This window comes from Mangrovimonas sp. YM274, from assembly GCF_030908385.1.
Classification (GTDB): Bacteria; Bacteroidota; Bacteroidia; order Flavobacteriales; family Flavobacteriaceae; genus Mangrovimonas_A.
The window spans coordinates 495,436-521,804 of record NZ_CP133091.1; the positions used below are offsets into that span (position 1 = coordinate 495,436).

Genomic DNA, 26,369 nt, shown 5'->3' on the forward strand with positions numbered 1-26,369 from the left:
AAAACATTTAATTTAAGATAATGGTCTTTTTGACCATCACGGCATCATTGTTAACAAAAGGTTTCGGAATCATGCCTGCGGGCCTTTTGGGCACTCTAAATAAAGGGTTGTTTAGCAGGTCATAAGATACTTCAACATAATCCAATAGCAATGGCATTTCCTTTGGAACACTTAGCTCAATATCCATAAAATTATTGTCTACAACAGAATAGGCAAATAGTTGTTGCCCTTTGCGCTGCTCCAAGACAAAGTCCTCCTTTAGGGTGTGGTTAAAATCATAACCATTCATTTTGAAGTTTGTAAAATGTTGTGTGGAATCTGCAAACAATACCATTTTTTGAACGCTTCGTTGTGGCGAAATAAATAGTCTTACTTGTCGTTGGTTGCCAATAATAGTGTCCTTTTTAATATCTATATAAGGGAGCGCCAAGGGTTTTATAATGGCATTGTGCGTATAACTTATTTTGGTGCCATATTTACTAGTGCTATTGTATTTGGAAAGCGAATCGTTAGCCGCTGGACTATCAGACAAGTAGGTTTTGGTCCATGGATCCAATAGGGTATCGTAAGTAGCCCAAACAGCCTTGTCCTGATCCATGTCATAAAAGTAAATCAAACTATTTGGTTTTGGCTGTTCTTCATTAAAATTGGAGTTCATATGTGCCGAAATAAAACAGCCTATGGCTACTATAAATAGCAGGTAGGCCCAGCGGTTTTTGTATCGGGAGAATCCAAACACCGACATGCACAATGAAAAGATCAAGGACACCAAAACAGTAGTGGCAACCAATACTTTTAGGCCTAGTCCCACAGGGAACATTTGCACAAATGGAACAAGGATCCATAAGGTTGGAAACAGTAGAAGGGCCATTAATAGGATGTTTGGACGTTTTTGACGCACCAATACGAATAGACTTATCAGGCCAAAAAACACGGGGATGATAAAAAAACTGGCGCCTTTAAGGTAAAAGGCCGCAAGAGTGCAAATTATGAGCCATAAAAAAAGAGGAGGCACTACCAAACTGGCCGTGTTTTCGGGTTTATAGACTTTATTATAAAGCCACATACATATGGCGGTTGCCAACAAGGCGAATGCCAAAATATAGGTGTGACCGTTATAAGGGAAGCCTTGAAGGATTTCATTATACTGAGGGTAGAGTGTTGTAAGCACTCTCCAACCAGCAATGCCTATAAGGCCATTCAATAATAAAGCGGCTATACCAGGAATAAACCCAATGGCCATGTGCTTAGAGTTAAGCATGCGTTTTTTAAGGCCGTAAAAAACCAAGGCCAAAAACAGAACAATGGCTACAATAAGCATGGGGATTATCCAGGCAAAGGGATAACTTACGGTTTTAAATAGTGGGATGTTGAAGTACACATTGTCCTTTTCGCTTTTTAAAGTACTCAAGTTGGCATCTGCAAAATAACGTAATAGGGGCATGAGATAGCTTCCTTGGTGCTCTAAGGATGAGCGATCCAAACGTTCGTAAGTGTCCAGAGCTGTATGATAGTCATAATGGTCGTCGATAAAAGCAAAGTTGAATCCATCGATATTGCCATCTTCCCTAAAGCTGGTTAAATCGGTATCGTTAGGGAGTTTTTTATAGACGCTGTAGGCAAGAGAGTTGGCAACGGGGTATTGTGGGTTGGCTGCTATAAAGCCTTTCAATAATTTTTGGTTGCCTCCGTTGGTTTCTACAAGCATATAACTGGGGCCGCCACTTCCACGCGACTCAAAATTCAATACCAAGCCTACGTCCTTGGCCCAAGGATGTTCGTTTACAAAAAGTTCGGCACCATTGAGTCCTAATTCCTCGGCATCGGATAGCATGATGATAATGTCATTTTTTGGTTTTGTGCCATCATGTAGATAGGCTCTAAGTCCTTCCAAAATGGTTACAACACCAGAGCCGGCGTCACTTGCCCCTAAAGAGGAGTGTGGGTTACTGTCGTAATGGGAGAGTAGCAAGAGGGCTTTGGAATTGTTGGTCCCGGGAATGCGAGCTATAATATTTTTGGGTTTGGTGATGCTTCCCCATTTTTCGTTGTAACTGAAGCCTTCCTGTATTTGAGTTTGCAGACCTAGGTTTTCTAAGGCGCCAACAATGTAGTTTCGGACTTTTGTATGCTCGGGAATGCCAACATAATGGGGGTGTTTCGAAATTTCTTTGAGGTGTCCCAAAGCCCTGTCTGTAGAGAATTCGGTATCGGTAGTTTCCAGACCGGAAATTGTGGTGGGCTTTAGGGCTAGAAAGCTCCAATAAATGGCCACAAGGATAAGTGCTAAGGAGATAATTTTTTTTAGCATGGGAAGAAATGTTAGTTAGTTCATCTTAAATGTAATGAATATTTTGCGAATATTGGCTCTAGGTTAAATGACTTAAATTCAGTAAATTTAGAAGGAATTAAAATTTTAGGTTATGGGCATTAAAAGTTTTCAGGGATCCAGAAAGCAACAAAGCAATACGGTAGAAGAGATCCCATTTAGGGTAAGAGATTACATGAGTACTACATTAATTACGTTTAAACCAGAGCAGTCTGTGGAGGAGGTTATCAAGTCTTTAATTGCCAATCGGATTTCTGGTGGCCCTGTGGTAAATGATAATTATGAATTGGTGGGGATCATTTCGGAAGGGGACTGTTTAAAGCAGATTAGTGATAGTAGATATTATAATATGCCAATGGAGCAAGACAATGTTGAAAAACGAATGATAAAGGAGGTGGAGACCATTGATGGCAATATGAATGTGTTTGATGCCGCCAAGAAGTTTTTAGATTCCAAGATTCGTCGTTTTCCTATAGTACATGAGGGTAAATTGGTAGGTCAAATTAGTCAAAAAGATATTTTAAAAGCAGCTCTTGAGTTGAAAGGGCACAATTGGAAATAAGAAGTATTTAATAAGCACGATTTATTTGTGCGTTTATTAAGCATTCTGCAGCGATAGGTTTTTAAGTGTCGCTGCATTTTTTTTTTGTACTCTTTGGGGCAATCCATGAAGTTCCTTTAATACAGGATCAATTTTCGATTTCTATTTATTTTAGAACGCTAAGGATATAAAGGTTAGGATTAAAAAGAATGGATATCCGATTATCGAAATGTAGTATTGATAATTTTTTTTCTCATCGTTTTTAATACTGAGAATAGTTAGGATGATACCCGTTATAAGAAGTAAATTTCCAAAGATCGATACAATTGCAATATTTTGTTGGAATTTTTCCATATCGTGAAAGCCAACAGCAAAAGTCATTACCCTATAGACGATTACAAGATTTACTACAACTACGTAAAGAAATACTCTAAAAGCCCATTGTCTGTAATTAGTTTCTTTTCTAGGTTCTGGTTTCATTGCTATGTGTTGGTTATTTTTAAATATAAAAGATGATTCGTACAAATTAAGACCGACTTTCCAAAGCTTCAGGCAAATCTGTGATGATCAGTTTTTGCTTGCCTTCATTTTCAAGCGACAATATTTTGGAGTAGGGGAAGCCTTCAATGGGTTCGTTAAAACTTTTCCATTTAGCAACTCCTGATACGGTAATGTGTTCGCCTACTTCTATAATCCCTTCACTGTAGCGTAACTGTTTGTTGAACCCAAAAAAGTTTGTACTATCAATATTATAGCGTTTCAATAAGGCTTCAAATTCAGGAGTTGGGTCGTTAAAGGTTCCGGAATTTGTCTTTTTGTCGGAAACTAAATAGGTGACATAGTTTTTCGAGGTATGGGAAGGTTTGATCATCACCATTTCACCGCGATGATCTACAAAAAACTCATGAAATTGTTCCTCTTTAATCAGGGTTTTCCAATGCGAATGTTTCCCGCTGCTCTTCTCCTGTTCAATAGTAATGCTATAGAACACGCAATCACGTTTACTTAAAGGTGCTTTTAGAGGTTCTTTGGCATGCAAGGCTTTGCCTGAAATTTTTACCAGCTCGTTGTTCCTAATACTGCCCAAGGTTTTGTGCGGTATTTTGGCAAGGGTACGAAGCATGACCTTTTTCGGACTGAAATAGTAAAAGGCCAAGCCAATGATCAAGCCAATGGAAACAACTAAAAGAACAGGAACAAATGATAAGGCTAATGCGGTCATAAAAAAGGGCTTTTAAGTATAGGTAGGAACATCCCGTAAAATGTTACAATTACTGTAGGCGCTTTACCAAGGCATAATAGTCGCCTTCTAGAGGCAGGTAGCCCTGATCGTACACAAAGTAATAAACCTTACCGGTTTTGGTGGTGTAAATACTGGTAATGTAATTGAAGTCGAAGCCTTTTTCAACTAACCGTCCTTTTGAGGCTTTTGATTTTTGTTCAGGGTTGAGAGCTTCTAAAATCCGATAGTTTTTGCGCAGCTTGTTGTTGGTATTTCTAATAATGTTTCTAAGGTCTTTGTTTGCCTTATTGTTGTAACTGTTTCGGCAGGCATCGCTACAGAACTTTTTGTCCACCCTACCACGGATGGTTTCTCCACATTCTGGACACGCTTTTTGCATAATTCAATGGGTTGGTTGCGTATACAATATAGGAAATATTCATTTATAATGAATTATGAGGTTTGGGCAATTAGTAGGGTGTTGGTGCCATTTACCTTTTGATGGATGCTAACGCTAAAGCCAGCAGTTTCCAAAAGTGCTTTAATAGCTTGTAAGCTTTTTGAGGAGGGAACATTCAATGCTGCATTAAAAATAATGGCGCCTTGGTTGGAATGCGATTGTAGGATAGCCTTCCAAAAGGCGGATTCCATAAATTGGGAGGGCATGTGGGCATCGATGTAAAGGTCTACAATAATGAGGTCGAAGCTAGCTGTAGTTTCAAATATAAACTGTTGGGCATCGGCACAAACCATGGTCAGCGTTGGCGAATTGTAATGCTGAAATTCACGTTGGGCAATAGCAATGACCACAGGATCAATATCCACAGCCGTGATGTGCTGTTGAAAATTAAAGTCGTTCCGAAGGGTGTCAATCACACTGCCGCCACCAAGACCCAACAACAAGCAATTGGAAATGGAATCCAGGTTGATATGCTCCAAACCGAACTTTAAAATTTCCTGTAACGAGCCGTACGAATAGTTGGCGTTTTTGGTGTTGAGGTATTTTTTGCCATCATACCAAGTCACTTCCAACTTCCCGCTGTATTGCGAAGGTACTTTTTTGCTTACAGGATAGAGATAACTTAGAAAGCGTTTCATAGAGCTGAAAAAAAGCTGCAAATATAAGAGGTTACGTCAAATAATTATCCGTGTACAAACGACTACAAACGTTTACAAACGACTATAAATGCGTAACTACCGACTAATTTTTGGTAGGTATGTCATCTTTGTCTTGTTGAATGGAACAAATGAAATTCAATGGTATTAACTGTTTAACCTTAAAATTTAAAATTATGAATGCACTTAGAAACAAAGTACAGTTGATTGGAAGATTAGGACAAGATCCTGAAATTGTGAATTTTGAAGATGGCAATAAAATGGCCAAATTCTCCTTGGCTACCGATGATAGCTATAAGGACAAAAGAGGCCAAAAGATAGAGCGCACCTATTGGCACAATGTTATTGTAAGGGGAGGCCTTGTAAAGGTGGTGGAAAACTATATTACAAAAGGGCAGGAAATTGCTCTAGAAGGCAAACTTACCAACCGTATGTGGGAAGACAAGGACGGCAAGCGCCACTATGCTACTGAAATTCTCTGCAGTGAATTATTGATGTTGGGGAAGTAAGCTAATGAAAAAGGCTCCATATGGAGCCTTTTTCATTTTATTGCTATGTCCCTCACTTCCGAAATCAAGCTGCCGTCATTGCAAGTCCCTTCCATAAAAATCTTGAGATCTCCTGCTTGTATATTATCAATTTTAAAGGAAATGTTGCCTTGAGCGTCCACTTTACAATTGGGGAGCCAATTCACCACGCCGTATTCTTGGTAAAATTGGGTTTTATAAAAAGAGTATTTGGGTGTATAGAATTGTGTAGGGCTACTGAAGGTAAGAGGGATGTTGAACGTTTGAAAAGGGCTGCTTTCATTAAAGGAAAACGAAATTTTAGGATCGGTGTAAATTTTAATGACACCCGCTCCAGCGTTAATTCCTTGTCCAAACCCTGATTTGTCAATAAGGATGTAATCAACGATATCCAATCGGTATTGGTATAAGGTATTTAAGTCAAATAGTCTCATGTCGTCCAGATATACCGCTGGGCTGTTATTATTGCTTGAGGCGGCAGAAGGATTAATGATGTTGAGTTGTCCGTTATTTTGATAAACCCTAAACCCTTTGGTCTGTATGTAGGAGGCAAAATCCATGTAGGACTTGCGTAGATTGTCATCAAAAATGTCAATTTTTCCATGTTGTTTTTGGTTTAATTGCTCTTTGCGACTATCCTTTTTTCTGACCGATAGGACAATTTCATTTAATTGTTCCAGACCGCTCCATGAATTGATCATAAATGGCTGTGAGTTGATGGCGTTAAAGGCAACCGTTTTTTTCAAAGGTTCAACTTTTAGGTATTTGTCCAAATTGGGGATTTTGGACGGGGTAAACTGTAAGGAAAGATGGGGTTTGATTCCAGATTTTTTGCGATTGAGTTCCACAAAGCGCAATTGTTCTTTGTCTAGAGGGTACAGTGCGTTTTTTTCAAAAAAAGCATGACTACTGTTAAGTTCAAAGGTTTCAAAACTATTATTGGTAATAGGAAACATAGCAAAGGTATTGGACTTGGATTGGTTGATATGGGCCTTGATGGCAATACCTTGTTCAAAAGGGAAATTAACGGTGGGTGGATTTTGGAAAATGTTTTGCCAGCTGTAACTGCTCCAGCCCTGGGTAAGCAATAGATTGTCCAGTTCAAATTCCTTTTGACGATCGATATCCTGAAAATAATACAGAGCGTTTTCAACAAACCCTTTCACGTAGGGCTGTAAATAGAGGGATGAAACGATATTTTGATGATGTTGGTAGGAGACGGTTTCTTGGGGCAAGACAGAAATACTGAAATTATTAAAGACTTTTGGGTTGACCCCTTCAAAAGGTATTGTTACCAGGGTGGAATCTTCTCCTTTTTCAAAATATGGTGTCTGAGATTCTAAAAATTCAATACCGTTATATTTGAAATAGAGACGTTCCAAAATAGGCGTTCCCGTATTGTCGAAAAGTGTGAGAACATTCATGCCTTTAAAGAGGTCGCTGTGCGGAATAAGACTTAGCAACTCTAAACTATCTTTAAATTGAATGTTGATGGTTTTTATGTCGTGGCCATTATGTATGGCAAGAGTGTAGGGGTTATTTTTAATGGATTTAAAAGTGTTATCGTTGGTATTAAACCGAATAATAATTCTGTCGTTTAATTTGTTTAAGCTCATAGCAATTCCGAGAGCTTCGGCTTTGGGTAGAGGATGCCTTTGAGTGGTCTCTTTAGTGTGCACTTCTACGTTATAAGAGTTTCCCTTTTTAGGTGTAAATGAAAACTTACCAATGCCAAATTGATTGGTTTTAAAGGTGCCCATACTGTAACGGTTACTGTTTAAAAGTTTGACAGTGGCATTGGGAACCCCAAAGCCTAAAGTATCCTTGATGGCTATGCCTACGGTATTGGGAGTGTCTGCAACAAGATGTCCTCCTTCAGGCAATAATTGGATATCTAAGTTTGAGGAAATAGGAGTGGATACGATGGTTTTATTGGCATCGATGATCGATATACCTTGAACATAAAAATTCTGTTCATTAAAATTTTTCATCCAATTGGTATACGCTTGAAAGTTGTAATTGCCAGACGAGAATTGTTCATCCACAAAGAAGCTTCCGTAGCAAACCCCATTTTGCGCCAACAACATTTTGTTTTTTATGATGTTCCCTTGATTGTCAACAATGGCGCAGTATACATTGGTGGTAGCTGTAGCTAGTTGCTTGTTGTTTTTGTTAAATACGTATATGGTAAAGGCTAAGGTTTCTCCTTTAATGAATGTGGACTTATTGAGGTGCCCATACGCAAGCTCTCTAGGTAATTGGGTATAACTAGAAAATGGTTCTGCAATATGTTTTATTTGGGGAGATTCTTGTGAAAATGAAAAAATGAATGCAAGGAGACAAAATAACCGAAGTTGAATGGTAATGAGGTTGGCGATTCTAGCTCTTAATTGCAGATTTTGATGCATTGATACTTTGTTGTGATGATGGTTTCAAGTTATAAATTTTATTAGTGCTAAGACATAAAAAAAGAGATTAGCCTTACACTAATCTCTTTTTGTTTGATTTAAAAGGATTTAAAAAGTGAGCTTATGCCACCTTTTTAAGCAAATCAAAACAAGGGCACTTTTTACAGCGCTTGTTTTCACCTTTCTTATATTTTTTACAACAACTGCTTTTTACCTTATCGGCATTGATAATCCCCGAGTCGTGCAGCTGTTTGATTGCCTCTTTCTTTTTTTGCTTTTTGTCTTTCTTTTTGCCCAAAACCAAATAATAACTATTTCAAAACGAGGGCGAAAATAGTTATTTTAAATAAATCTAAATAAGATTTAATGTTAAAATTACTCAGGTGCTTCCGAAGCAGCAGTACTTACGTTTAGTTGTTGAATGTCGCGATCAAACAAATACAAGCCTCCTTTATCGTTGCCAATCATGTTGATTTTGTCCAAAATAGTTCTTGCTACCGCTTCTTCTTCTATTTGTTCAGAAACATACCATTGCAGGAAGTTGTGTGTGGCATAGTCCTTTTCTTGAAGGGTAATATGCACCAGTTCGTTGATGCTTTCCGATACAAATACTTCATGTTCAAAAAGCTTTTCAAACATTTCCTTGAACGAATTGAACGTCACGTTAGGAGCTTTAAGAGCCGATACTTGCGCATGTCCGCCACGTTCGTTTACAAAACGAACCAATTTTAGCATGTGCATGCGTTCCTCATCGGATTGGTCGTACATAAAATTGGCGACTCCTTCCAGTCCTTTTACCTCTGCCCAGCAGGCCATGGCCAAATAAATTTGCGAGGATTCAGCCTCAATTCTAATTTGATCATTGAGAGCCTTTTCTATAGATTTTGATAACATAATCTTCGTTTTTTACCAAAGTTAGCTATAAAACAGGACAGATTTAAATAATAGGGCTTAGGATTTTTCTTTTTTACGCAATCTAAATAAGCCCAGGGGTTTTGTGTAAAATGTAATTCTAATTCCCAAAAGTAAAACCAAACCGCCTATTATCATTTGTAAGGTGATGGTTTCATTTAGGAAGATCCAAGCTAGGATTGATGCTAAAATGGCCTGTCCCAACAAGCTCACGGAAACCCTGGTGGCACGCATATGTTTGGTGGCATAACTTATGAGCAACCATGCCAATAATTGGCATATCAAGCCCTGTATGACCAAAACAATCCAGCCAAGGTTGGAAAATCCTGTAAAAGGTTCTTTGGCTAGTATGTTTATGAGGCCTAGTGCCACTGTGGAGGCAACCAAACTTATGGTCGTAAAAGTAACTACTTCGGTTTCTCCCAAAACATATTTGCTTACTAGCATGTAGACCGCATACAGCATTCCCGATAGTACGGCGAATAAAAAGGGAATGTCGAATTCTAGATTTCGGAAAAACTGATAACCAACTAAGAGTACCATTCCTATTAAAGCAATCACGGTGCCATACCAAAAGTTCTTTAAAGGTTTGTCTTTTAAGAACAAGAAAGCTCCAATACCTACCCAAACAGGAGATAAATTGGTGAGTAGGGTGGCCTGAGTAGCCGAAGACCCTTGTATGGCAATGTTCCATACACCAACATCCAAACCAAAGATGACTCCACAAAGCCCCGATAACAATACCATTTTCCTTGAGGGGACTTTGATTTGCTTGTTGATAATTACATAGGGAACGATAACTGCCGAGGCAAAGGCCATTCTATAAAACGCAGAGATGAGCCCAGGAGTCAAACTGAGTCGCACCAAAACGGGAAAAATCGAGATGCAAACTATGCCAATAACAAGCGCAATTCTAGGTTTTGTCATCAGTTTCAAAATAAAAGAACGTAAAAGTACTTAATTCTTTGTTATGAAACTGTATTATAGTTATTTACAGGTGAAAAAAACATATTTATTTGTGTAGTTTTAGTTGTATGCGTTTACGTTTAATATCTACCTCCAATACTTTAACAATGACTTGTTGGTGTAGGCTGATGTGCTCGTTGACATCACTTACAAAACCATCGGAAAGATTGGAAATATGAATTAGTCCACTTTCTTTGATGCCTATATCCACAAAAGCACCAAAGTTTGTCACATTGTTGACTATTCCCGGTAGTAACTGACCTTCCTGTAAATCGTTAATGGTTTTGATGTTTTGGTTAAAGGTAAATACTTTGGCCTGTTCCCTAATATCCAATCCCGGTTTTTCTAATTCCTTGACGATGTCCTTTAGGGTTGGAAGTCCTACTGTATCCGTGCAATATTTGTTGAGGTCAATTTTTTTAAGGAGTTCTGAATTTCCTATCAATTCGGAAACAGTTTTGCCTTCATCTTTGGCAATTTGTTTGACAATGCTGTAACTTTCAGGGTGCACTGCGGAATCATCCATTGGGTTTTTGGCACCTTTAATTCGTAAAAAGGCAGCACTTTGTTCAAAAGCTTTACCGCCTAATCTAGGCACTTTTTTAATGTCGGTTCTGGATAGGAATTTGCCGTTTTCCTCTCTATAGGTCACAATGTTTTCTGCCAATTTTGGGCCAATTCCAGACACATAACTCAACAGGGATTTACTGGCGGTGTTGATGTTCACCCCAACAGCATTTACACAACTTTCCACAACCGTGTCCAATTCGTTTTTCAATTTAGTTTGGTCCACATCATGTTGGTATTGCCCAACCCCAATAGATTTTGGGTCAATCTTTACCAATTCGGCCAAAGGATCCTGCAATCGTCTCCCAATGGAAACAGAGCCTCTCACGGTCACATCGTAATTTGGGAATTCCTCTCGGGCAATTTTTGATGCTGAATAAATACTGGCGCCAGCTTCATTCACCACAAATACCTGAATTTCATTTTTAAAATGAATGCGTCTGATAAGGGCTTCGGTTTCTCTTGAAGCAGTTCCGTTTCCAATGGCGATGGCCTCTATCTGATACGCCTCTGCCAAGGAACTAATTTTTTTTATGGCTCCCGTAGTATCATTTTTAGGGGCATGCGGGTAAATGGTTTCGTTGTGCTTTAGAGTTCCTTGCGCATCCAAGCAAACCACTTTACAGCCGGTTCTAAACCCTGGGTCAATGGCCAAGATTCTTTTTTCTCCTAAAGGTGATCCAAGAAGCAATTGTTTAAGGTTCTTGGCAAATACAGAGATGGCCGATGCATCGGCTTTTTCCTTGGCATTTTGAAGGGCTTCGTTGGACAACGATGGCAGTAATAAGCGTTTGTAAGCATCTTTTATGGCCAATTCAATTTGTTCGGAGCAAGCATTGTTGGAGCGAATGATGCGACTTTCAATTTTAGAAAGGGCGCGCTCTTCGTCAATATCAATTTTAAGGCGAATAAAACCTTCGTGTTCTGCACGTAAAATGGCTAAAAGTCTGTGGGAGGGAATTCGGCTCAGCGATTCTTCCCATTCAAAGTAGTCCCTGAATTTTTGAGCGTCATCTTCTTCGGCCTTTGCCTTTACCACCTTAGAGGAAATAAGCGCAAAACGTTCCAATTGGTGACGTATCTGATTTCTGATGTCGACACGTTCATTGATCCATTCGGCAATGATATGGCGTGCCCCTTCCAAAGCGTCTTCGGCTGAGCTAATGTCTCCTTTGGTATATTTAAAAGCGATGGTTTCCAAATCAGAGGCATTTTGGCTCATGATGATTTTTGCCAACGGTTCCAAACCAGCTTTTCTTGCTGCTTCGGCTTTGGTTTTACGTTTTTTCTTATAGGGCAGATACAAATCTTCCAAAGTGGTTAGATCTGCCGCCTTTTCAATGCTGTTTTGCAATTCTGGAGTTAAAACGTCCTGTTCTTCCAAGGCTTTTAAAATGGTTGCCTTTCGTTTTTCCAAAGCCTCAAATTGCTCTTTGTATTTCACAATATCTCCAATTTGCACTTCATCCAAGTTTCCAGTACGCTCTTTTCGGTATCTGGAAATGAAGGGTACGGTGCAGTCTTCTTCCAAAAGTTGGAGTGTATTTTTAACACCAGACTCCGGTAAATTGGTAAATGAAATGATATATGAAATGATGCTTTGGGACATGATATTTAGTTTTGCTGCGAATTTAAGTTAAAACCTAATGTTGCCAAAATAGACAGCTTTTTTAAGTGGTAATTTTAAGGATCATAAACTTCTGTAAAATATAAGTCGATTCTTGTTAAAATTTCGAGGTCTTTGTAATAGGAATGCCTAATTTTATGCGCTCTAATACAATCTTGAGATTAACATAATGCTATGGAAAAAAAGGAAACTATACCGGTAAAGATTACCAAAGGAGGTTCTCTAGGGCTCTTAGCTTTAGGGGATGTAGGTTTGAGAGCTTGGAGAACGGTTAAAAATTCAAAAGAGAATAGTGATGAAAAAAAATAATAAGGTACTGTTAATTGGTTGGGATGCTGCTGATTGGAAGATTATTGGGCCTTTATTGGCAAAAGGACAAATGCCTGCTTTGCAAAAACTAATAAATAGAGGTGTTTATGGCAATATGAGTACTATGAACCCTCCTTATTCTCCTATGCTTTGGTCTACTGTGGCAACAGGGAAAACTCCAGATAAGCATGGTGTCTTGGGGTTTATTGAACTCATGCCAGACTTAAAAGGGGTAAGACCTGTAACTATGGCTTCAAGGAAAACGAGAGCCTTGTGGAATATTTTTCATCATGAGGGGTATAAAAGTAATTTGGTTGGTTGGTGGCCAAGTTATCCTCCAGAACCTATAAATGGTGTAGTCATTTCCGATAAGTTCCAAAAGGCAAATAAAGATATTAGAAAACGGTCGCATGTTCCGGAAGATGCGGTGCATCCAAAATCTTTTTTAAACGAGATAAGAGACTTGAAAATGTTTCCGGATGAGATTACTGAGGAACTCATTTTGCCTTTTGTTCCTAAGGCGCACAAGATTGATTTGGATAAGAGTAAACACTTGATTGGCCTATCTAAAATTCTTTCTGAAAATGTTTCTGTTCATAGTGCAGCAACTTATACCATGGCGAATACCGAATGGGATTTTATGGCCGTGTATTATGACCTCATAGATCATTTTTGCCATGCCTTTATGAAGTTTTATCCACCTAAATTGAAGGCGGTACCTAAGGATTTGTTTGAAATCTATAATGAAGCAATCATTGGAGCCTATAGGTTTCAAGACATGATGTTGGAACGGATGATAAGTTTGGCGGGTGAGGATACAACAATAATTGTAATGTCCGATCATGGATATGAGTCGGGTAACAAACGTATTTTGAAGATGCCCAAATATCAGGCAGCTCCAGCGTTAGAACACAGGCAGTTTGGAATTTTTGTGGCGGCGGGCCCAAATATTAAACGAAACGAAAAAGTGTTTGGTCTGGGATTGATTGATGTAGCCCCAACCATTTTACATATGTATGGTTTGCCTATTGGTAAGGATATGGACGGTAAAGTGGCCATGGATATTTTCAAAGAGCCAACTGAACCTACATACATTGAAAGTTGGGATAAGGTGGAAGGGGACTTTGGCGAAGGTCAGGATAAAACGGATGCTGTTGGATTGTCCGATCAGGATGCTATGGAACAGCTTATTGAGCTTGGGTATATAGAACGTCCCGATGAAACCATGGAAAAGGCGGTACATAAAACGAAATGTGATTTAAAACATAACCTAGCAAGAGTATTTCTAGGGAAAAAGGATTATGCCCAGTCAAAGGCTATTTTATTGGAATTGATTACTGAAAAAGAGCCCGTAGACGTTATTCCTTTTTACATGGATTTGTTAACGATAAGTTTGGCTGAGAAAGACTTTGAAAACGCCGAAATCTATTTGAACAAACTACGGACTTTGGATAAACAGTTTGAAATAAACACTTATTTTTCCGAAGCAAGGATATTGCTGAACAAAGGAAAGGTAGACCAAGCTCTAAAATTGTTAACCGAAGCCAAAAATAGAAAGCCAAATGGCGAGGTATGGTTTCAAATAGGGAAAATCTATCTACAGCTTAACAAGTTTAAAGAGGCCAAGGATGCCTTTGAGCAGGCTTTGGAATTTGAAATTGATAATGCTAAATACCACCAAGCCTTAGCAGTCGTTTTGGTACGTCTTAAAAATTATGAAGAAGCTGCAGAACATGCATTAACCAGTATTGAGTTGGTGAAATATTTTCCAGAAGCCCATTATATTTTGGGAGAAGCTCTAGAGAAAATGGGCGATTTGGAAAATGCCAAAATGGCCTATGGCATGGCTAAAATGTTGAAGCCAAAAACACACCATCGTGCGGAATTTGCCATACAAAATATTGAAGAAGCACTTGAAACGTCACCGGAATTTAAGGATAAAGCTGAGTTTAAGTATAGGGACAACCAAATTGTTGTGGTGTCTGGTTTGCCAAGGTCTGGGACGTCCTTAATGATGCAAATGCTTTCTAATGGAGGTTTGGAAGCTCTTACTGATAATGAACGCAAAGCTGATAATTCAAATCCCAAAGGCTATTTTGAGTACCAGCCTGTCATGTCTTTGCATAAAGATAATTCATGGTTGGATAAAGCGCAGAATAAAGCGGTTAAGGTGGTGGCACCTTTGTTGAAGTATTTAAAACCAAGCTATCGCTATAAAGTGGTGTTTATGGTGCGCGACTTGGGAGAGGTAATTCAGTCTCAACAAAAGATGGTGGGTAAAAATCCAGAGGTGCTTCCAGTGCGTTTATTGGAATCTTATCAAAAACAGTTGGACAATGTGGAAGTATGGAAGGACAAAGAACCTGAAGTGGAAATGGTATATATTAATTACACAGATTTAATACAGGATCCAAATGCCTCTATCGATAAATTGCAGTCCTTTTTAGGGATAGAACTGGACAAGCAGCGTATGCAGGAAGCTATAGATACTTCTTTGTATAGAAATAAGGTAGTTTAAAAAAAAGAGCCTGTTTTTAACAGGCTCTTTTTTTTGTGTTATAGCAATTTGTTATAAGATAACTTTTTTTCTAAGAACACTTTTAGAATCCACATCTTCTAGTTCTAGGATATAAGCTCCAGATGCCATAGTATTGGCATTTATTGAGTAAGATGTTTGATTGGCTATCGTTCCATTAAGCAATGATTGCCCAGTCATTGAAAACAATCTGTAATTGGTGTTTTCTGGTAAGTTGTGTAACGCAATATGCTTGTTTAAGGCTTTTATCTCAATGTTTTGACTTGATAAGTCTCCAACACTTAAGGTTTGTTGCCCTGCCGTAATGGCTTCGTCAGCTATGGAGTTGTAAGCATAATCCTTAACAACAAATGAGCTAGGTATTTGTCCTACATCTAATCTTATCCAACCATAATGAGTAGCGCCATCAATATTAAAACGTACTCCTAGGTAACCATCTGTAATATCACACCAGTTGCCAATAACACAAGATGCAAAATTTAGAGATTGGAAGCTATTATCATTCCAAGACCCTGCATTTGAGATTGCATCGCCCGAATTTAAAGCAAAAGGATAGGCATATCCAAAATATCCTTGACTTCCCATTACTCCGTTACTGGAGTTCATAGGATCAATATAAAGATTGTTGTAAATTCCTGCTAAATCGGCATTTCGTAATTTAAAGTCATTGGTACCATCGTTGTCTATATCCAACATATACTCAGAGTTGGCACTGCCCTCATGGTCAGGCGTGATGTCGGTGTAAATAATTTGGCCGCTAGCGTCGGCAATACCTCCTGCAGCAGCTACCATGGCCGCATACTTAGAAAGGTTCAAAGTAGTTGATTTTTTCATATGAAACATTTTAGATTAGTGAAATAGATATTTCAAGTTTTAGGGAAATTACTACAAAAAAGAATAGGTTGTATACGGCTTAATGTTTTTTTTGGATAAAATCTATTAAATATTATTCAAAAAAAACCTGTTACAATTAAATTATTTATTGTTATTCGGTGATTTAAGTGTGGGTTATGTAAATAAAGCGAATGTATTTTTGTTGTTTATGGAATTTTTTGCTAGGGTGTTTTTTTAGAAGCAAATGCTCATTTTTAATTTAAACAGAGATGAAAAAATTAAAAAGGAGTACTAATTGGCAGGTTTATATTGGTATCTGGAAATGAAGGGTACGGTGCAGTCTTCTTCCAAAAGTTGAAGTGTATTTTTAACTCCAGACTCCGGTAAATTAGTAAATGAAATGATATATGAAATGATGCTTTGGGACATGATATTTAGTTTTGCTGCGAATTTAAGTTAAAACGATAAATAGCCTCAATTTTGAAGAACAAACTTCCTTTCATTTTTGGATTTAATTGGGTGCGTTTGTCATCAATTCTGAAGTCAATCACCTTTAAGCCAATGGTGTCGTCATCGTCAAAAACCGCATGTCTATTACTGGCGTAACCCAATTTGCTTCGTAAAAGTACTTGTTTGTTAAAGGTGTTAAATTCTATATAGCCGGCAAACTCTAGTCGGTTTTGTTCTACGTATCTTCCCATTTGTTCTGGACTATGTAAGTGGTAGCTGCGTTCGATTCCTAAATAATCAACTCCTACTTTAAAATGTGGCAGCGTATAGTTGATATTGGCAGAGAGTGGAATTGCTAAATCAGCTTCAAAAAGCTGGTTGTTGCTGAGGTAGTAAAGCCCCAAAATTGGTGTGGTCGTAACGCCAAAGGCCTCTTGCGAGAGGTAAATTCCGTATCTAAAAAACAGGTTGCTCTTACGTTGGTTATTGAATAGCGCAAGGCCTCCTAGATAAAAATCGTCTGAGGAAATGTTTTGGTAATCCGAAGCAATTTTTGGTAGGGCAATAAAAGTCCCCTGCCATGTTTCGGAAAGTTTGGTGTTAATGCCTAACCTTAATGTGGTGTTATAAAGGAGGGAGTAATCGCTGTTAGGGAATAACTGTAGGTTGTTATAGGTGAAGTTGGCTCCGGCAATGATGGCTGTGGACTGATTGAGTGGAAAAGGAACCGTAGCAACTGTTTCAAGGGAATTGACATTGGTATGACTAGAGGTGTTTTCAAAATTAGAATGAGGCATGTAGGCGTACCTAATTTGGAGGACATCAATATAATTTTGAGCCCAAAGGAGAGAGGGGAACCAAACTAAAAGAAGCCATAGATTTTTCAAAATATATTGCAATGATGCCTAGTTGTTTAAAGATAGGCATAATCGGTGAATGGTTTAATCCATCACCGATTGGTCTACTTCAAATTTTGCCAAGGTGGCCATTTTAGCTTTGTTTAAGCTCAAGACTCCGTTAACTATGGTGTAGTTGTCTACAGATTCCAAAACTTTTAAAAAGGCTTTTTCCGTGCTCATGTCTGGGCAGGCTTTCATGGTAGAAATGAGTCCAGACAACTTGATTTTGTATTCATTTTCCAGCGTATAACTACCACCAAATCCATTGCACCCAGAATTACCTCCAGCACGATTGGTTTTGGAATCCAAGTATAGATAGGGTTGTGGGGTCATGTCGGTAATTTTTTGTCCCTGTAATTCTACCAGTTTCCAAGGGGTGTCCGTTAGGGAAATGGAGGTTGTATTATTGTTGGAACTAGTGGTTTGTTTTGAGCTTTTACATGCCGTTAGCATTAGTATGCATGTTAATAAGAAAAGTGCTTTTATTTTCATAATCAAGGGTTTTAGAGGAACAGTTTTTATACAGAAAACAGTTCCTCTAAGTTAACCAATTACCGTACCAAAATCAATTGAGCCGTAATAAAGAATGTGGTGCTTTAGACTCTTTTAAAAAGGGTATATACATACGGACGTTCGCCACCAAATGGATTGATGAACGTATAGTCCATACTTTCCAAAAGTTGAAATTCGTCGCCCAGTTTGTCCTGTAGCATGTCTGTGTTGTAACGTTGCAAGGGAAGTCCGCAGCATTTTTCGGCACCGTTCAAAGCAAATACGGCAATTAATGCATAACCATCTTTGGCAACCACTTTTTTGATCAGGTCAAAGTAGGCAGTTTGTTCTTCTTCTTTTAAAAAGAAATGCAATACGGCACGGTCTACCCAAAGGTCAATAGGAGCTAGTTCCTGCAATACTTTAGGTTGGGTGAGATCATCCACAACACAATTTAGGTCGTGGTTGAATACTTCTTTGATACGCGCCTTTAATTTGTCAAGGGCCACCCGGCTTAAATCATTTGCAATAAGGTTTTGGAACCCTTTCGCGACCAAAGTATCAATTAAATTGCTAGTACCAGCACCAACTGCTAAAATAGAAGCGTTAGGTTGAAGGTTGCATTTATCTATAAGCTGCAATGTAGTTTCTGGATGGGGTTCATACCATCCTAATTCGGGGTCTGTTTTGGTATCGTAAACGTTGTCCCAATGAGATTTGAGGTGATTCATTGCTTTTTAGAATGTAATAAGATTATAATTTCCTTCCTTTAAATCGAAATACCCATAATAAAGTGTGTTATCATGAAAGAAAACATAATCTGCAGTGCTATATTTTTTGACTTTTTTTAGAGCATCAATTTTATCAAATATATTTTCTTCCACTTCCCCTTTTAGGTGATTAAATTCTAAATCGAATATGGAGTGGAAATAGGTTGATTTTGTTTTGGTGTATGTATTATAAGCTGAATATGTCGGGTTGTAAGAAACAAAAGTTCCCGTAGGAGTACTAAAAGGATTGAATGGATCAGATGAGTTAGAAGGGATTGGTGTGGGGTTTTTGGTGATTTTATAACCTCCCATAGATGTATGATAGTTGTTTTTTGTTTTAATAACGGTTATACCTAGATTTCCTGAAGATATTTTTCGAAGATACTTTTGAGTTTCTTCCAATTCTCTTGTGCTTATAAAGGGAGTTGCCACTCCCTCTTGGATGATGGGAGAATTTTTAAAAGTGATAGGATGCTCTTTGTCGATATAAAAACTTTTAACTAATTCCCCTGAAAGGGTATTGATTAAGAGTTTCATTTCTTGTTTTGAACTGGCTATTTGGTAAATTTTGTCTTCGTAGATATAAGAATTGAATTTTTTAAAAGGCTCAATAGTGCCTTCTGGATAATCAAAAATTTTAAGGTCAATTTCATAATTCTCTATATCGATGTCATAGAAATAAGTTTTGTCCTCCTCATTTTCTAAGGTTAAGTATACCTTGTTTTTGGTTTGATAAAGTTTGCCTAGGCTTGAGGTTACTTCTATGGCGTTTGGGATACGTTGATCTATTTTTGAGATGCCAGAAACCTTTGTTCCGAGCCAAAAAGGTTTCCCAATATTATTGGAAAACGCAACGTGTACACCGTAATTTTTCTTTAAAAGTGATTTGTCCTTCAAGTCATCTAAAGTGAAGGTCTTTGCTTTATTAAAACTTAGATTGTTGAATGTCCAGATACTCAGCTCTAAATTGTCTTCTGCTGTAAAAAGAAAAATTTGGTTGTTATAATTGACGGTGCTTAAATAAATTTCTCCATCAAAATCCATTTTAAACTCAGAAATATCCATAGAACCTAAACCAAAATCGATATTTAAAACAGCAAACTTGTCTTTTTTGTCGTTTGCATATAAAACACGATAGTTTAAATTATCTACAGCATAGCCAACCACCTCATTGTACTTGTTTTTTAGACCCTTTGTTTCTAATTTGGATTTCTGGTTGAAATCTTTATCAAAAAGGTAGGCAAAAGCCTTTTTGTCTTCAATGAGAAGAATGGCTAAATCATTGTTTTCAGTATTAGAAAACGTATACGACTCTTTCGTTAAACGTTTTGATACTTCATCGTTTTCAAACGTAAGTACCGTTTTTTGGCAAAAGGCATTTAGGCTTACAAATAAAATTAGAAAGCTTAAAGATTTAATAAATGTCATATGTGGTTGGTTTATGGTTTGGGATTCTAAACTAAAAAAATGTTAGCTTATTTGCAATCCGTTGGTAACGTTTTGCCCTTCGTCTGGGTTCACAAATACCAATTTTCCATCTGCTGTTTCGGTCATTAAAATCATGCCTTCACTTTCTACACCGCGCAAAGCTCTTGGTGCTAAGTTTACCAAAACGGTCACACGTTTGCCTATAATTTCTTCTGGTTTAAAGCTTTCGGCAATACCAGACACAATGGTTCTTACATCAATACCAGTATCCACTTTTAGTACCAATAATTTTTTGGCCTTTGCCATTTTTTCGGCTTCTAAAATGGTTCCTACACGAAGGTCCAATTTGGTGAAGTCATCAAAGGTGATAATATCCTTTTGAGGCTCTACCGTTTTATTGGCTGCTTCATTGGCCTTTTTACTTGCTTCCAATTTGTCCAATTGGGCTTGGATGTCTTGATCTTCTATTTTTGAGAACAACAATTCAGCCTTGCCAATTTGATGTCCAGCAGTAAGCAAGACCTCTTTGGAAATGATGTCATTCCAAGAAATGGTTTCTGCTGCGGAGGCTAGATTAAGGATGTTCTTCAATTTTTCTGACGTAAATGGCAAGAACGGCTCACTTAAAGTTGCCAAAGCCGAAGCTATTTGAAGCGCCACATACATGATAGTTTTTGTACGGGCCTCATCTTCCTTGATCACTTTCCATGGCTCCTCATCAGCCAAATATTTGTTCCCCAAACGGGCCAAGTTCATCAACTCCTGACTTCCCTCACGGAAACGGTAGCGTTCAATAGAACTAGCTATTACCGATGGATATGCTTTTACAGCAGCCAAGGTTTCTTCGTCAATCTCTGTCAACTCTGAAGGCGTTGGTACAATGCCATTATAGTATTTATTGGTCAAGACTACCACTCGGTTGATAAAGTTTCCGAAAATGGCTACCAATTCGTTATTGTTTCTCGCCTGAAAGTCCTTCCAGGTAAAATCATTGTCTTTAGTTTCAGGGGCATTGGCCGTCAATGCGTAACGCAATACGTCCTGCTTTTCTGGGAAATCTTGTAAGTATTCAGGAAGCCAAACCGCCCAGTTTTTGGAGGTGGACAATTTGTTACCTTCCAAATTCAAGAATTCATTGGCAGGTACATTATCAGGAAGGATATAGCTGCCTTCTGCCTTTAACATGGCAGGGAAAATGATACAGTGGAATACAATATTGTCTTTTCCAATAAAGTGTACCAACTTGGTGTCTTGGTCTTTCCAATAGGGCTCCCAATCTTTGCCTTCACGCTCTGCCCATTCCTTGGTAGCGGAGATATACCCAATAGGTGCATCAAACCAAACATACAATACTTTGCCTTCAGCATCTGGAAGAGGTACTGGAATTCCCCAATCCAAATCTCTTGTTACTGCACGCGGACGTAATCCGTCATCGATCCATGATTTTACCTGCCCATAAACATTAGGTTTCCAGTCTTTTTTGTGCCCTTCCAAAATCCATTCCTTAAGGAAGTCTTCATGCTTGTCCAATGGCAAAAACCAGTGCTTGGTTTGCTTCAAGGTTGGCACATTTCCGGTAATGGCCGATTTAGGATTGATAAGATCCGTGGCGTTTAGACTGGTGCCACACTTTTCACATTGGTCGCCATAGGCTTCTTCATTGCCACATTTTGGACAGGTACCTGTTACAAAACGGTCGGCCAAAAACTGATTGGCCTGCTCATCGTATAACTGCTCGGTGACTTCTTCAATAAATTCTCCTTTGTTGTATAACTCTTTAAAGAATTCCGAAGCCGTTTCATGATGTACTTGTGCCGAGGTACGGCTGTAGTTATCAAACGAAATACCAAAGTCCTCAAACGATTGTTTGATAATGGCATGGTATTTATCCACCACATCCTGAGGCGTTACCCCTTCTTTTTTTGCCTTGATGGTAATGGGCACCCCATGTTCGTCACTTCCGCATACAAAGGCAACATCCTTGCCGTTAAGTCTTAAAAATCTAGCGTAAATATCGGCAGGTACGTATACACCAGCCAAGTGGCCAATATGGATAGGGCCGTTGGTGTAAGGTAATGCTGCGGTAATGGTATAGCGTTTAGGATCTGTCATGGATTTGTATGTTTACTACTTGCTGCAAGAGCAACAAGACTCTAATGTTTTAGTGTTTCAAATAGGTGGCAAAAATACGGATTTTAATGAGGTTTAGGAAAAAAATATAGGGTAGGAAACTTTCTAAATAAAGGTTAAAACTTATGCTGGTTTTTATTTTTTGTATATGTTTAGCTACAAATTGTAAAACTTTAAAAAATCAACCTATGAAAACACGTGTATCTTTTTTGCTAGCCATGGTGCTAGGACTTTCTTTATTTAACTGTGGACCCGACAGTGATGACAATGACAATAACAATGAACCTGAAACTACCGCAAATGCATTGGTATATGATGGAGAAGAATACCAATTGAAAAATGGCTACATTTTAAATTATGGAGAAATGGATGTAGAAGGTGTCTATACTTTTGAAATTTACTTGTTGGATACTAATTATGAAATTATGTGGGGAGAACTTATCCCCGAAAACAATGTTTTTTCCGGTTTAAGTTTTGAACTGTTTACCGAGAATCCTGCGGGACTTGAACCAGGAACCTATAATTACACGAGTATTGAATCTGTGCCAAATACGTTTGACTATGGCGATATGATTATCAATCTTAATTATGAAATGGACGAAGAGGAATCGTTTCTTGAAATCACTTCGGGGACAGTTACCATTTTGGAAAATGGAACTACTTATAAATTGGAGTTTGAAGGAACCACTGATGAAGGTCTTGAGTTTTCGGGGAATTATGAAGGAGAGTTAGAGGAGTTTGTATATTCTGATGAGTTTGGAAGAATAGCCGCAGGTGCAACAAAAACTAAAGGATTTTCTAGAAGAAAATAATCTTTGAATAGATATTTAAAAAGAGGCTTTTGCCTCTTTTTTTATTCCCTAAAGTGATTTATGATTTTGAAATGAAAACTGTACATTTACCCTATGTCGAAAAACATCCAATTAGTTTATCTGTGTTGTGCCGTATGGTTCTTTGCTATGACCACTGGTAATGCACAGCATTCCAAATCACAAATTCCAAACAAATTGATACAGCCAGAGTACTTAAAAGCAGGGGATACCGTGGCCATAGTGGCGCCTTCGGGAATATTGAAACATAGGGAAGATGAGGTGCAGGATGCCATTGCCTTGTTGAAAAGTTGGGGGCTGCATGCCAAAGTGGGAGGCCATGTGTTCAGTCAGGATAACCATTTTGCGGGAACCGATGTCCAGCGTGCCGCAGATTTCCAAAAGGCTCTGGACGATCCTACTATTAGTGCTATTTGGTGTGCTAGAGGGGGCTATGGTAGTGTACGTATCTTGGATAAATTGGATTACACCCAATTTAAACAACACCCTAAATGGTTGATAGGCTATAGCGACATCACCGCCTTGCATAACCAATTCCATAATCTGGGATTTGAATCTATCCATGCTCTCATGTGTGTAAGCTTGACTAAAGATGTAAGCGAAATTCAGGAAACCGTAGACACCTTTAAGAAAGCACTGTTTGGGGAATCATTATCGTATACATTAAAAGGTTCTTCATACAATAGGACTGGTAAGGCTGTTGGCCCGTTGGTAGGAGGCAACCTCACCTTATTGCATACCATGTTGGGTTCAGAGACGAGTATTGATACCTCGGGAGATATCCTCTTTATTGAAGAAATAGGAGAGTATAAGTATCATATCGACCGCATGCTGCAAAGTTTAAAGCGTGCCGGCTATTTTGATAACTGTAAAGGTGTTTTGGTGGGTGATATGAGCAAGCTTAGAAAAAACACTACGCTTTGGGGCACTTCCATTGAGCAATTGATTTTGGATGCCTTGTCTGACTTTGATTTTCCAATTGCCTTTAACATGCCTGCCGGCCATGAAAAGGACAACCGTGCCATGATATTGGGGAGAACTATTGAAATGACCGTTACTAAAGAGGGAACTACGGTGGTATTCATGGAATAATTATGGTTTTTTTTTCTCCTTTGAAATAATTCAACTTCGGGACTTCTCGATACAATTGTTCTTAGTTGGCACTCAGAACAATTACTCGAAGTGACGTTTGGTACGGTGTCATTCCGACGAATGAGGAATCTCTTTTGGCTTTCTCAAGCTTAGAGTAAGGCGCTTCTCGATACTGTTATTTTCATTAGCATTTCAAATAACCATTCGAAGTGATGATGGTGTTGTTTGTTTAGAGTTTGTGATTAACGTCGGTTTGAGTGGAATGCTTGCAAAGCATTTTGTATCGAGAACAACCTTGTGGTGCAATCGTATTTCATTTCAATCCAAAAAAAACATCCCAAAAGCTAATGCTGCCTTTGGGATGTTTCGGAATATAGATATTGGGGCTTTTCTTATTCTGAAATGGTTTCAGAAGATTCGTTCATTAAGGTGTCATCTAACCACTTAAAGAACTCATGTTGCCAAACCAGTGCGTTTTGTGGGTTCAATACCCAGTGGTTTTCTTCTGGTAAGTACAATAGTTTGCTCTTCAATCCTAACATTTTAGCGGCTTGAAAAGCGCTTAATCCTTGCTCGATTGGCACACGGAAATCTTTACCTCCTTGAATGATAAAGATAGGCGCATTCCATTTGGAAACATGGTTGATAGGGTTGAATTCGTTATAGGCTTTTTGAGCCACTTTATTGTCCAAGTCCCAATAGTTGCCACCAAAGTCGTGGTTTACAAAAAACAACTCTTCGGTAGTACCAAACATGGTTCTGGTATCGAACACACCATCGTGGGCAATAAAGGTTTTGAAACGGTTGTTGTGGATTCCTGCCAAATAGAACACAGAATACCCCCCGTAACTGGCGCCAATAGCACCCAAACGGTCGTTGTCTACATAAGGCTCTTCAGCAATGGCGTCGATGGCCGATAGGTAATCTCTCATTACCTGACCTCCCCAATCCTTGCTGATGGCTTCGTTCCATTCTACACCGTGACCTGGCATCCCTCTTCTGTTAGGAGCTACCACAATATAGCCTTGGGAGGCCATTAATTGAAAATTCCAACGGTAAGAATAGAACTGCGATAGTGGCGATTGTGGGCCACCTTGTGCATATAATAGGGTTGGGTATTTTTTAGAGGCGTCAAAATTTGGAGGCAAAATTACCCATACCAACATTTGTTTGTTGTCTGTAGTGGTTACATAACGCTTTTCAACTTTTGGCAAATCGATGCTGCTGTAAAGCTCGTCGTTTACATTGGTAAGTTGTTTAAAGGTTTGCTTTTTTAGGTTGTAGGCAAACACTTCGGTAGCGTGGTTCATGTCGCCACGGGTAACAATAAGGGTATTGTCCAATTGAGCAACGATACCTCTAACGTCAAACTGCCCTTCGGAAATTTGGGTTACCACAGGCGCCATTCTTTTCTTGCCAGGATAGTTGACCTCAAACAATTGAATGGTACCATCTATAGGCGCTGTAAAGAATACTTTTTTACCGTCGTTGCTCCATTTAAAGCTGTTTACGGTACCGTCCCACTGTTGGGTTAGGTTTTGCTTTACACCGTTTTCAAGAACAATAATGTCGTTTTTATCACTTTCATAACCGTCGGTTTTCATTTGCAACCAAGACAAAGCACCTTTTGGGCTAAAGGTAGGATTGGTATCGTAGCCCATGTTTCCTTCGGTGATGTTGGTCGTGGTTTTAGTATCTAGGTCGTACTTGTAAATATCGGTGTTGGTGCTGGTAGCATAGGCTTTACCTTTCAGCTTCTTGCTTACGTAGTAAATGCTCTTGCTGTCTGGAGACCACACATAATCCTCGTCGCCACCAAATGGCATTTGTGGGGCGTAGTAAGGCTCGTTTGGCATGATATCAATTGCTGTATCATCCTCGGCATTGATAGCTTTATAGAATACATGATTGAAACTTCCATCTTGCCAAGTGTCCCAATGGCGGTTGTCCAAATCGGTAAACACATAGGCATCTGCTTTGTCCAAGTTTTTATAAATGTCGGTAGCTTTGATAGCTTCAATGTGCACCGCTTTGTGGAATACTTTATAAGCTCCGTTTGGGGCAATGTTTTTATCGGCTACGGAAATGGCTTCCTTTTCAATGGCTATTGCAGTGCCGCCTTCCACAGGAATTTGAAAGTAAGCGGTGTCAAAGCCATTCTCGGCAATATTTGGGGTTTTTACACTGTAGATAATGTGGGAATTATCATTAGATAATCCTAAAACGCTAATGCGCTTTACAGTCCACAACATTTCAGGATCCATCACTTGTTGGGCTTGGATGGTGTTGGCAGTAATCACTAAACTTAAGATTAAGATTAATTTCTTCATGTAGTTAATTTTTAAACAGCGCCAAATATATCAATTACTTCACGGTTACGGTAT

Annotated in this window: 23 protein-coding genes; 6 read left to right on the forward strand and 17 right to left on the reverse strand. The window is 38.7% G+C overall.

Annotated elements, in window-relative coordinates; genetic code table 11:
- Window positions 1-7 precede the first annotated feature (7 nt).
- Window positions 8-2,311, reverse strand: a complete 2,304-nt coding sequence (locus tag RBH95_RS02180; protein WP_307901101.1) for a M28 family peptidase — start codon at window positions 2,309-2,311, stop codon at window positions 8-10.
- A gap of 112 nt (window positions 2,312-2,423) precedes the next feature.
- Here RBH95_RS02180 and RBH95_RS02185 point away from each other — a divergent pair, with 112 nt between their 5' ends.
- On the forward strand, window positions 2,424-2,891 hold the full coding sequence (locus tag RBH95_RS02185; RefSeq protein ID WP_307901102.1) for a CBS domain-containing protein: 468 nt from the start codon (window positions 2,424-2,426) through the stop codon (window positions 2,889-2,891).
- A gap of 150 nt (window positions 2,892-3,041) precedes the next feature.
- Here RBH95_RS02185 and RBH95_RS02190 read toward each other — a convergent pair whose 3' ends face one another.
- The 4 genes from RBH95_RS02190 to RBH95_RS02205 are packed head-to-tail and all read right to left on the reverse strand — an operon-like array spanning window position 3,042 to window position 5,190.
- Complete coding sequence (locus RBH95_RS02190; protein WP_307901103.1) at window positions 3,042-3,350, reverse strand: hypothetical protein; 309 nt, start codon at window positions 3,348-3,350, stop codon at window positions 3,042-3,044.
- A gap of 46 nt (window positions 3,351-3,396) precedes the next feature.
- Window positions 3,397-4,092 (reverse strand): hypothetical protein, encoded by a 696-nt coding sequence (locus RBH95_RS02195; RefSeq protein WP_307901104.1) that lies wholly within the window; start codon window positions 4,090-4,092, stop codon window positions 3,397-3,399.
- A 49-nt stretch (window positions 4,093-4,141) separates the two neighbouring features.
- On the reverse strand, window positions 4,142-4,492 hold the full coding sequence (locus tag RBH95_RS02200) for a hypothetical protein (RefSeq protein WP_307901105.1): 351 nt from the start codon (window positions 4,490-4,492) through the stop codon (window positions 4,142-4,144).
- Window positions 4,493-4,545: 53 nt separating this feature from the next.
- On the reverse strand, window positions 4,546-5,190 hold the full coding sequence (locus RBH95_RS02205; RefSeq protein ID WP_307901106.1) for a spermidine synthase: 645 nt from the start codon (window positions 5,188-5,190) through the stop codon (window positions 4,546-4,548).
- A gap of 194 nt (window positions 5,191-5,384) precedes the next feature.
- Between RBH95_RS02205 and RBH95_RS02210 the strand changes: the two genes are divergently transcribed.
- Complete coding sequence (locus RBH95_RS02210) at window positions 5,385-5,717, forward strand: single-stranded DNA-binding protein (RefSeq protein WP_307901107.1); 333 nt, start codon at window positions 5,385-5,387, stop codon at window positions 5,715-5,717.
- Window positions 5,718-5,749: 32 nt separating this feature from the next.
- Here the strand turns inward: RBH95_RS02210 and RBH95_RS02215 are convergent, their stop codons facing one another.
- The 4 genes from RBH95_RS02215 to RBH95_RS02230 all read right to left on the reverse strand — a co-directional run bounded on the left by RBH95_RS02215 (window position 5,750) and on the right by RBH95_RS02230 (window position 12,197).
- On the reverse strand, window positions 5,750-8,143 hold the full coding sequence (locus RBH95_RS02215; RefSeq protein WP_307901108.1) for a hypothetical protein: 2,394 nt from the start codon (window positions 8,141-8,143) through the stop codon (window positions 5,750-5,752).
- A 375-nt stretch (window positions 8,144-8,518) separates the two neighbouring features.
- Complete coding sequence (locus RBH95_RS02220; protein ID WP_307901109.1) at window positions 8,519-9,037, reverse strand: ferritin; 519 nt, start codon at window positions 9,035-9,037, stop codon at window positions 8,519-8,521.
- 57 nt (window positions 9,038-9,094) lie between these two features.
- The gene (locus RBH95_RS02225) at window positions 9,095-9,982 is read right to left on the reverse strand and encodes a DMT family transporter (protein ID WP_307901110.1); all 888 of its coding nucleotides are present in this window, start codon (window positions 9,980-9,982) and stop codon (window positions 9,095-9,097) included.
- A gap of 85 nt (window positions 9,983-10,067) precedes the next feature.
- The gene (locus tag RBH95_RS02230; RefSeq protein ID WP_307901111.1) at window positions 10,068-12,197 is read right to left on the reverse strand and encodes a Tex family protein; all 2,130 of its coding nucleotides are present in this window, start codon (window positions 12,195-12,197) and stop codon (window positions 10,068-10,070) included.
- A 192-nt stretch (window positions 12,198-12,389) separates the two neighbouring features.
- On the opposite strand from RBH95_RS02230, the gene RBH95_RS02235 reads away from it, so the two are divergent.
- On the forward strand, window positions 12,390-12,524 hold the full coding sequence (locus RBH95_RS02235; RefSeq protein WP_307901112.1) for a hypothetical protein: 135 nt from the start codon (window positions 12,390-12,392) through the stop codon (window positions 12,522-12,524).
- Window positions 12,511-15,042, forward strand: coding sequence for an alkaline phosphatase family protein (locus tag RBH95_RS02240; protein WP_307901113.1), 2,532 nt, complete (start codon window positions 12,511-12,513; stop codon window positions 15,040-15,042). Before RBH95_RS02235 ends, RBH95_RS02240 begins: the two co-directional genes overlap by 14 nt.
- Before the next feature lie 51 nt (window positions 15,043-15,093).
- Here the strand turns inward: RBH95_RS02240 and RBH95_RS02245 are convergent, their stop codons facing one another.
- The 7 genes from RBH95_RS02245 to metG form a co-directional block, all read right to left on the reverse strand.
- Window positions 15,094-15,894 (reverse strand): T9SS type A sorting domain-containing protein, encoded by an 801-nt coding sequence (locus RBH95_RS02245; RefSeq protein WP_307901114.1) that lies wholly within the window; start codon window positions 15,892-15,894, stop codon window positions 15,094-15,096.
- Between the two features lie 291 nt (window positions 15,895-16,185).
- Window positions 16,186-16,323 (reverse strand): Tex-like N-terminal domain-containing protein, encoded by a 138-nt coding sequence (locus tag RBH95_RS02250; protein WP_307901115.1) that lies wholly within the window; start codon window positions 16,321-16,323, stop codon window positions 16,186-16,188.
- A gap of 5 nt (window positions 16,324-16,328) precedes the next feature.
- Window positions 16,329-17,243 carry a DUF6268 family outer membrane beta-barrel protein gene (locus tag RBH95_RS02255; protein ID WP_307901116.1) on the reverse strand — a complete coding sequence of 305 codons (915 nt, stop codon included), beginning with the start codon at window positions 17,241-17,243 and terminating at the stop codon, window positions 16,329-16,331.
- Window positions 17,244-17,285: 42 nt separating this feature from the next.
- Window positions 17,286-17,735, reverse strand: a complete 450-nt coding sequence (locus tag RBH95_RS02260; protein ID WP_307901117.1) for an META domain-containing protein — start codon at window positions 17,733-17,735, stop codon at window positions 17,286-17,288.
- Window positions 17,736-17,839: 104 nt separating this feature from the next.
- Window positions 17,840-18,466 (reverse strand): class I SAM-dependent methyltransferase, encoded by a 627-nt coding sequence (locus tag RBH95_RS02265; RefSeq protein ID WP_307901118.1) that lies wholly within the window; start codon window positions 18,464-18,466, stop codon window positions 17,840-17,842.
- Between the two features lie 6 nt (window positions 18,467-18,472).
- A complete protein-coding gene (locus tag RBH95_RS02270; protein ID WP_307901119.1) occupies window positions 18,473-19,933 on the reverse strand; it encodes a hypothetical protein in 1,461 nt (486 codons plus the stop codon).
- A 42-nt stretch (window positions 19,934-19,975) separates the two neighbouring features.
- On the reverse strand, window positions 19,976-22,045 hold the full coding sequence (gene metG / locus RBH95_RS02275) for a methionine--tRNA ligase (protein WP_307901120.1): 2,070 nt from the start codon (window positions 22,043-22,045) through the stop codon (window positions 19,976-19,978).
- Window positions 22,046-22,251: 206 nt separating this feature from the next.
- Here metG and RBH95_RS02280 point away from each other — a divergent pair, with 206 nt between their 5' ends.
- Window positions 22,252-22,875, forward strand: a complete 624-nt coding sequence (locus RBH95_RS02280; RefSeq protein WP_307901121.1) for a hypothetical protein — start codon at window positions 22,252-22,254, stop codon at window positions 22,873-22,875.
- A 93-nt stretch (window positions 22,876-22,968) separates the two neighbouring features.
- Window positions 22,969-23,985, forward strand: coding sequence for an LD-carboxypeptidase (locus RBH95_RS02285; RefSeq protein WP_307901122.1), 1,017 nt, complete (start codon window positions 22,969-22,971; stop codon window positions 23,983-23,985).
- 392 nt (window positions 23,986-24,377) lie between these two features.
- Here RBH95_RS02285 and RBH95_RS02290 read toward each other — a convergent pair whose 3' ends face one another.
- Window positions 24,378-26,315 carry a S9 family peptidase gene (locus RBH95_RS02290; RefSeq protein ID WP_307901123.1) on the reverse strand — a complete coding sequence of 646 codons (1,938 nt, stop codon included), beginning with the start codon at window positions 26,313-26,315 and terminating at the stop codon, window positions 24,378-24,380.
- Between the last annotated feature and the right edge of the window lie 54 nt (window positions 26,316-26,369).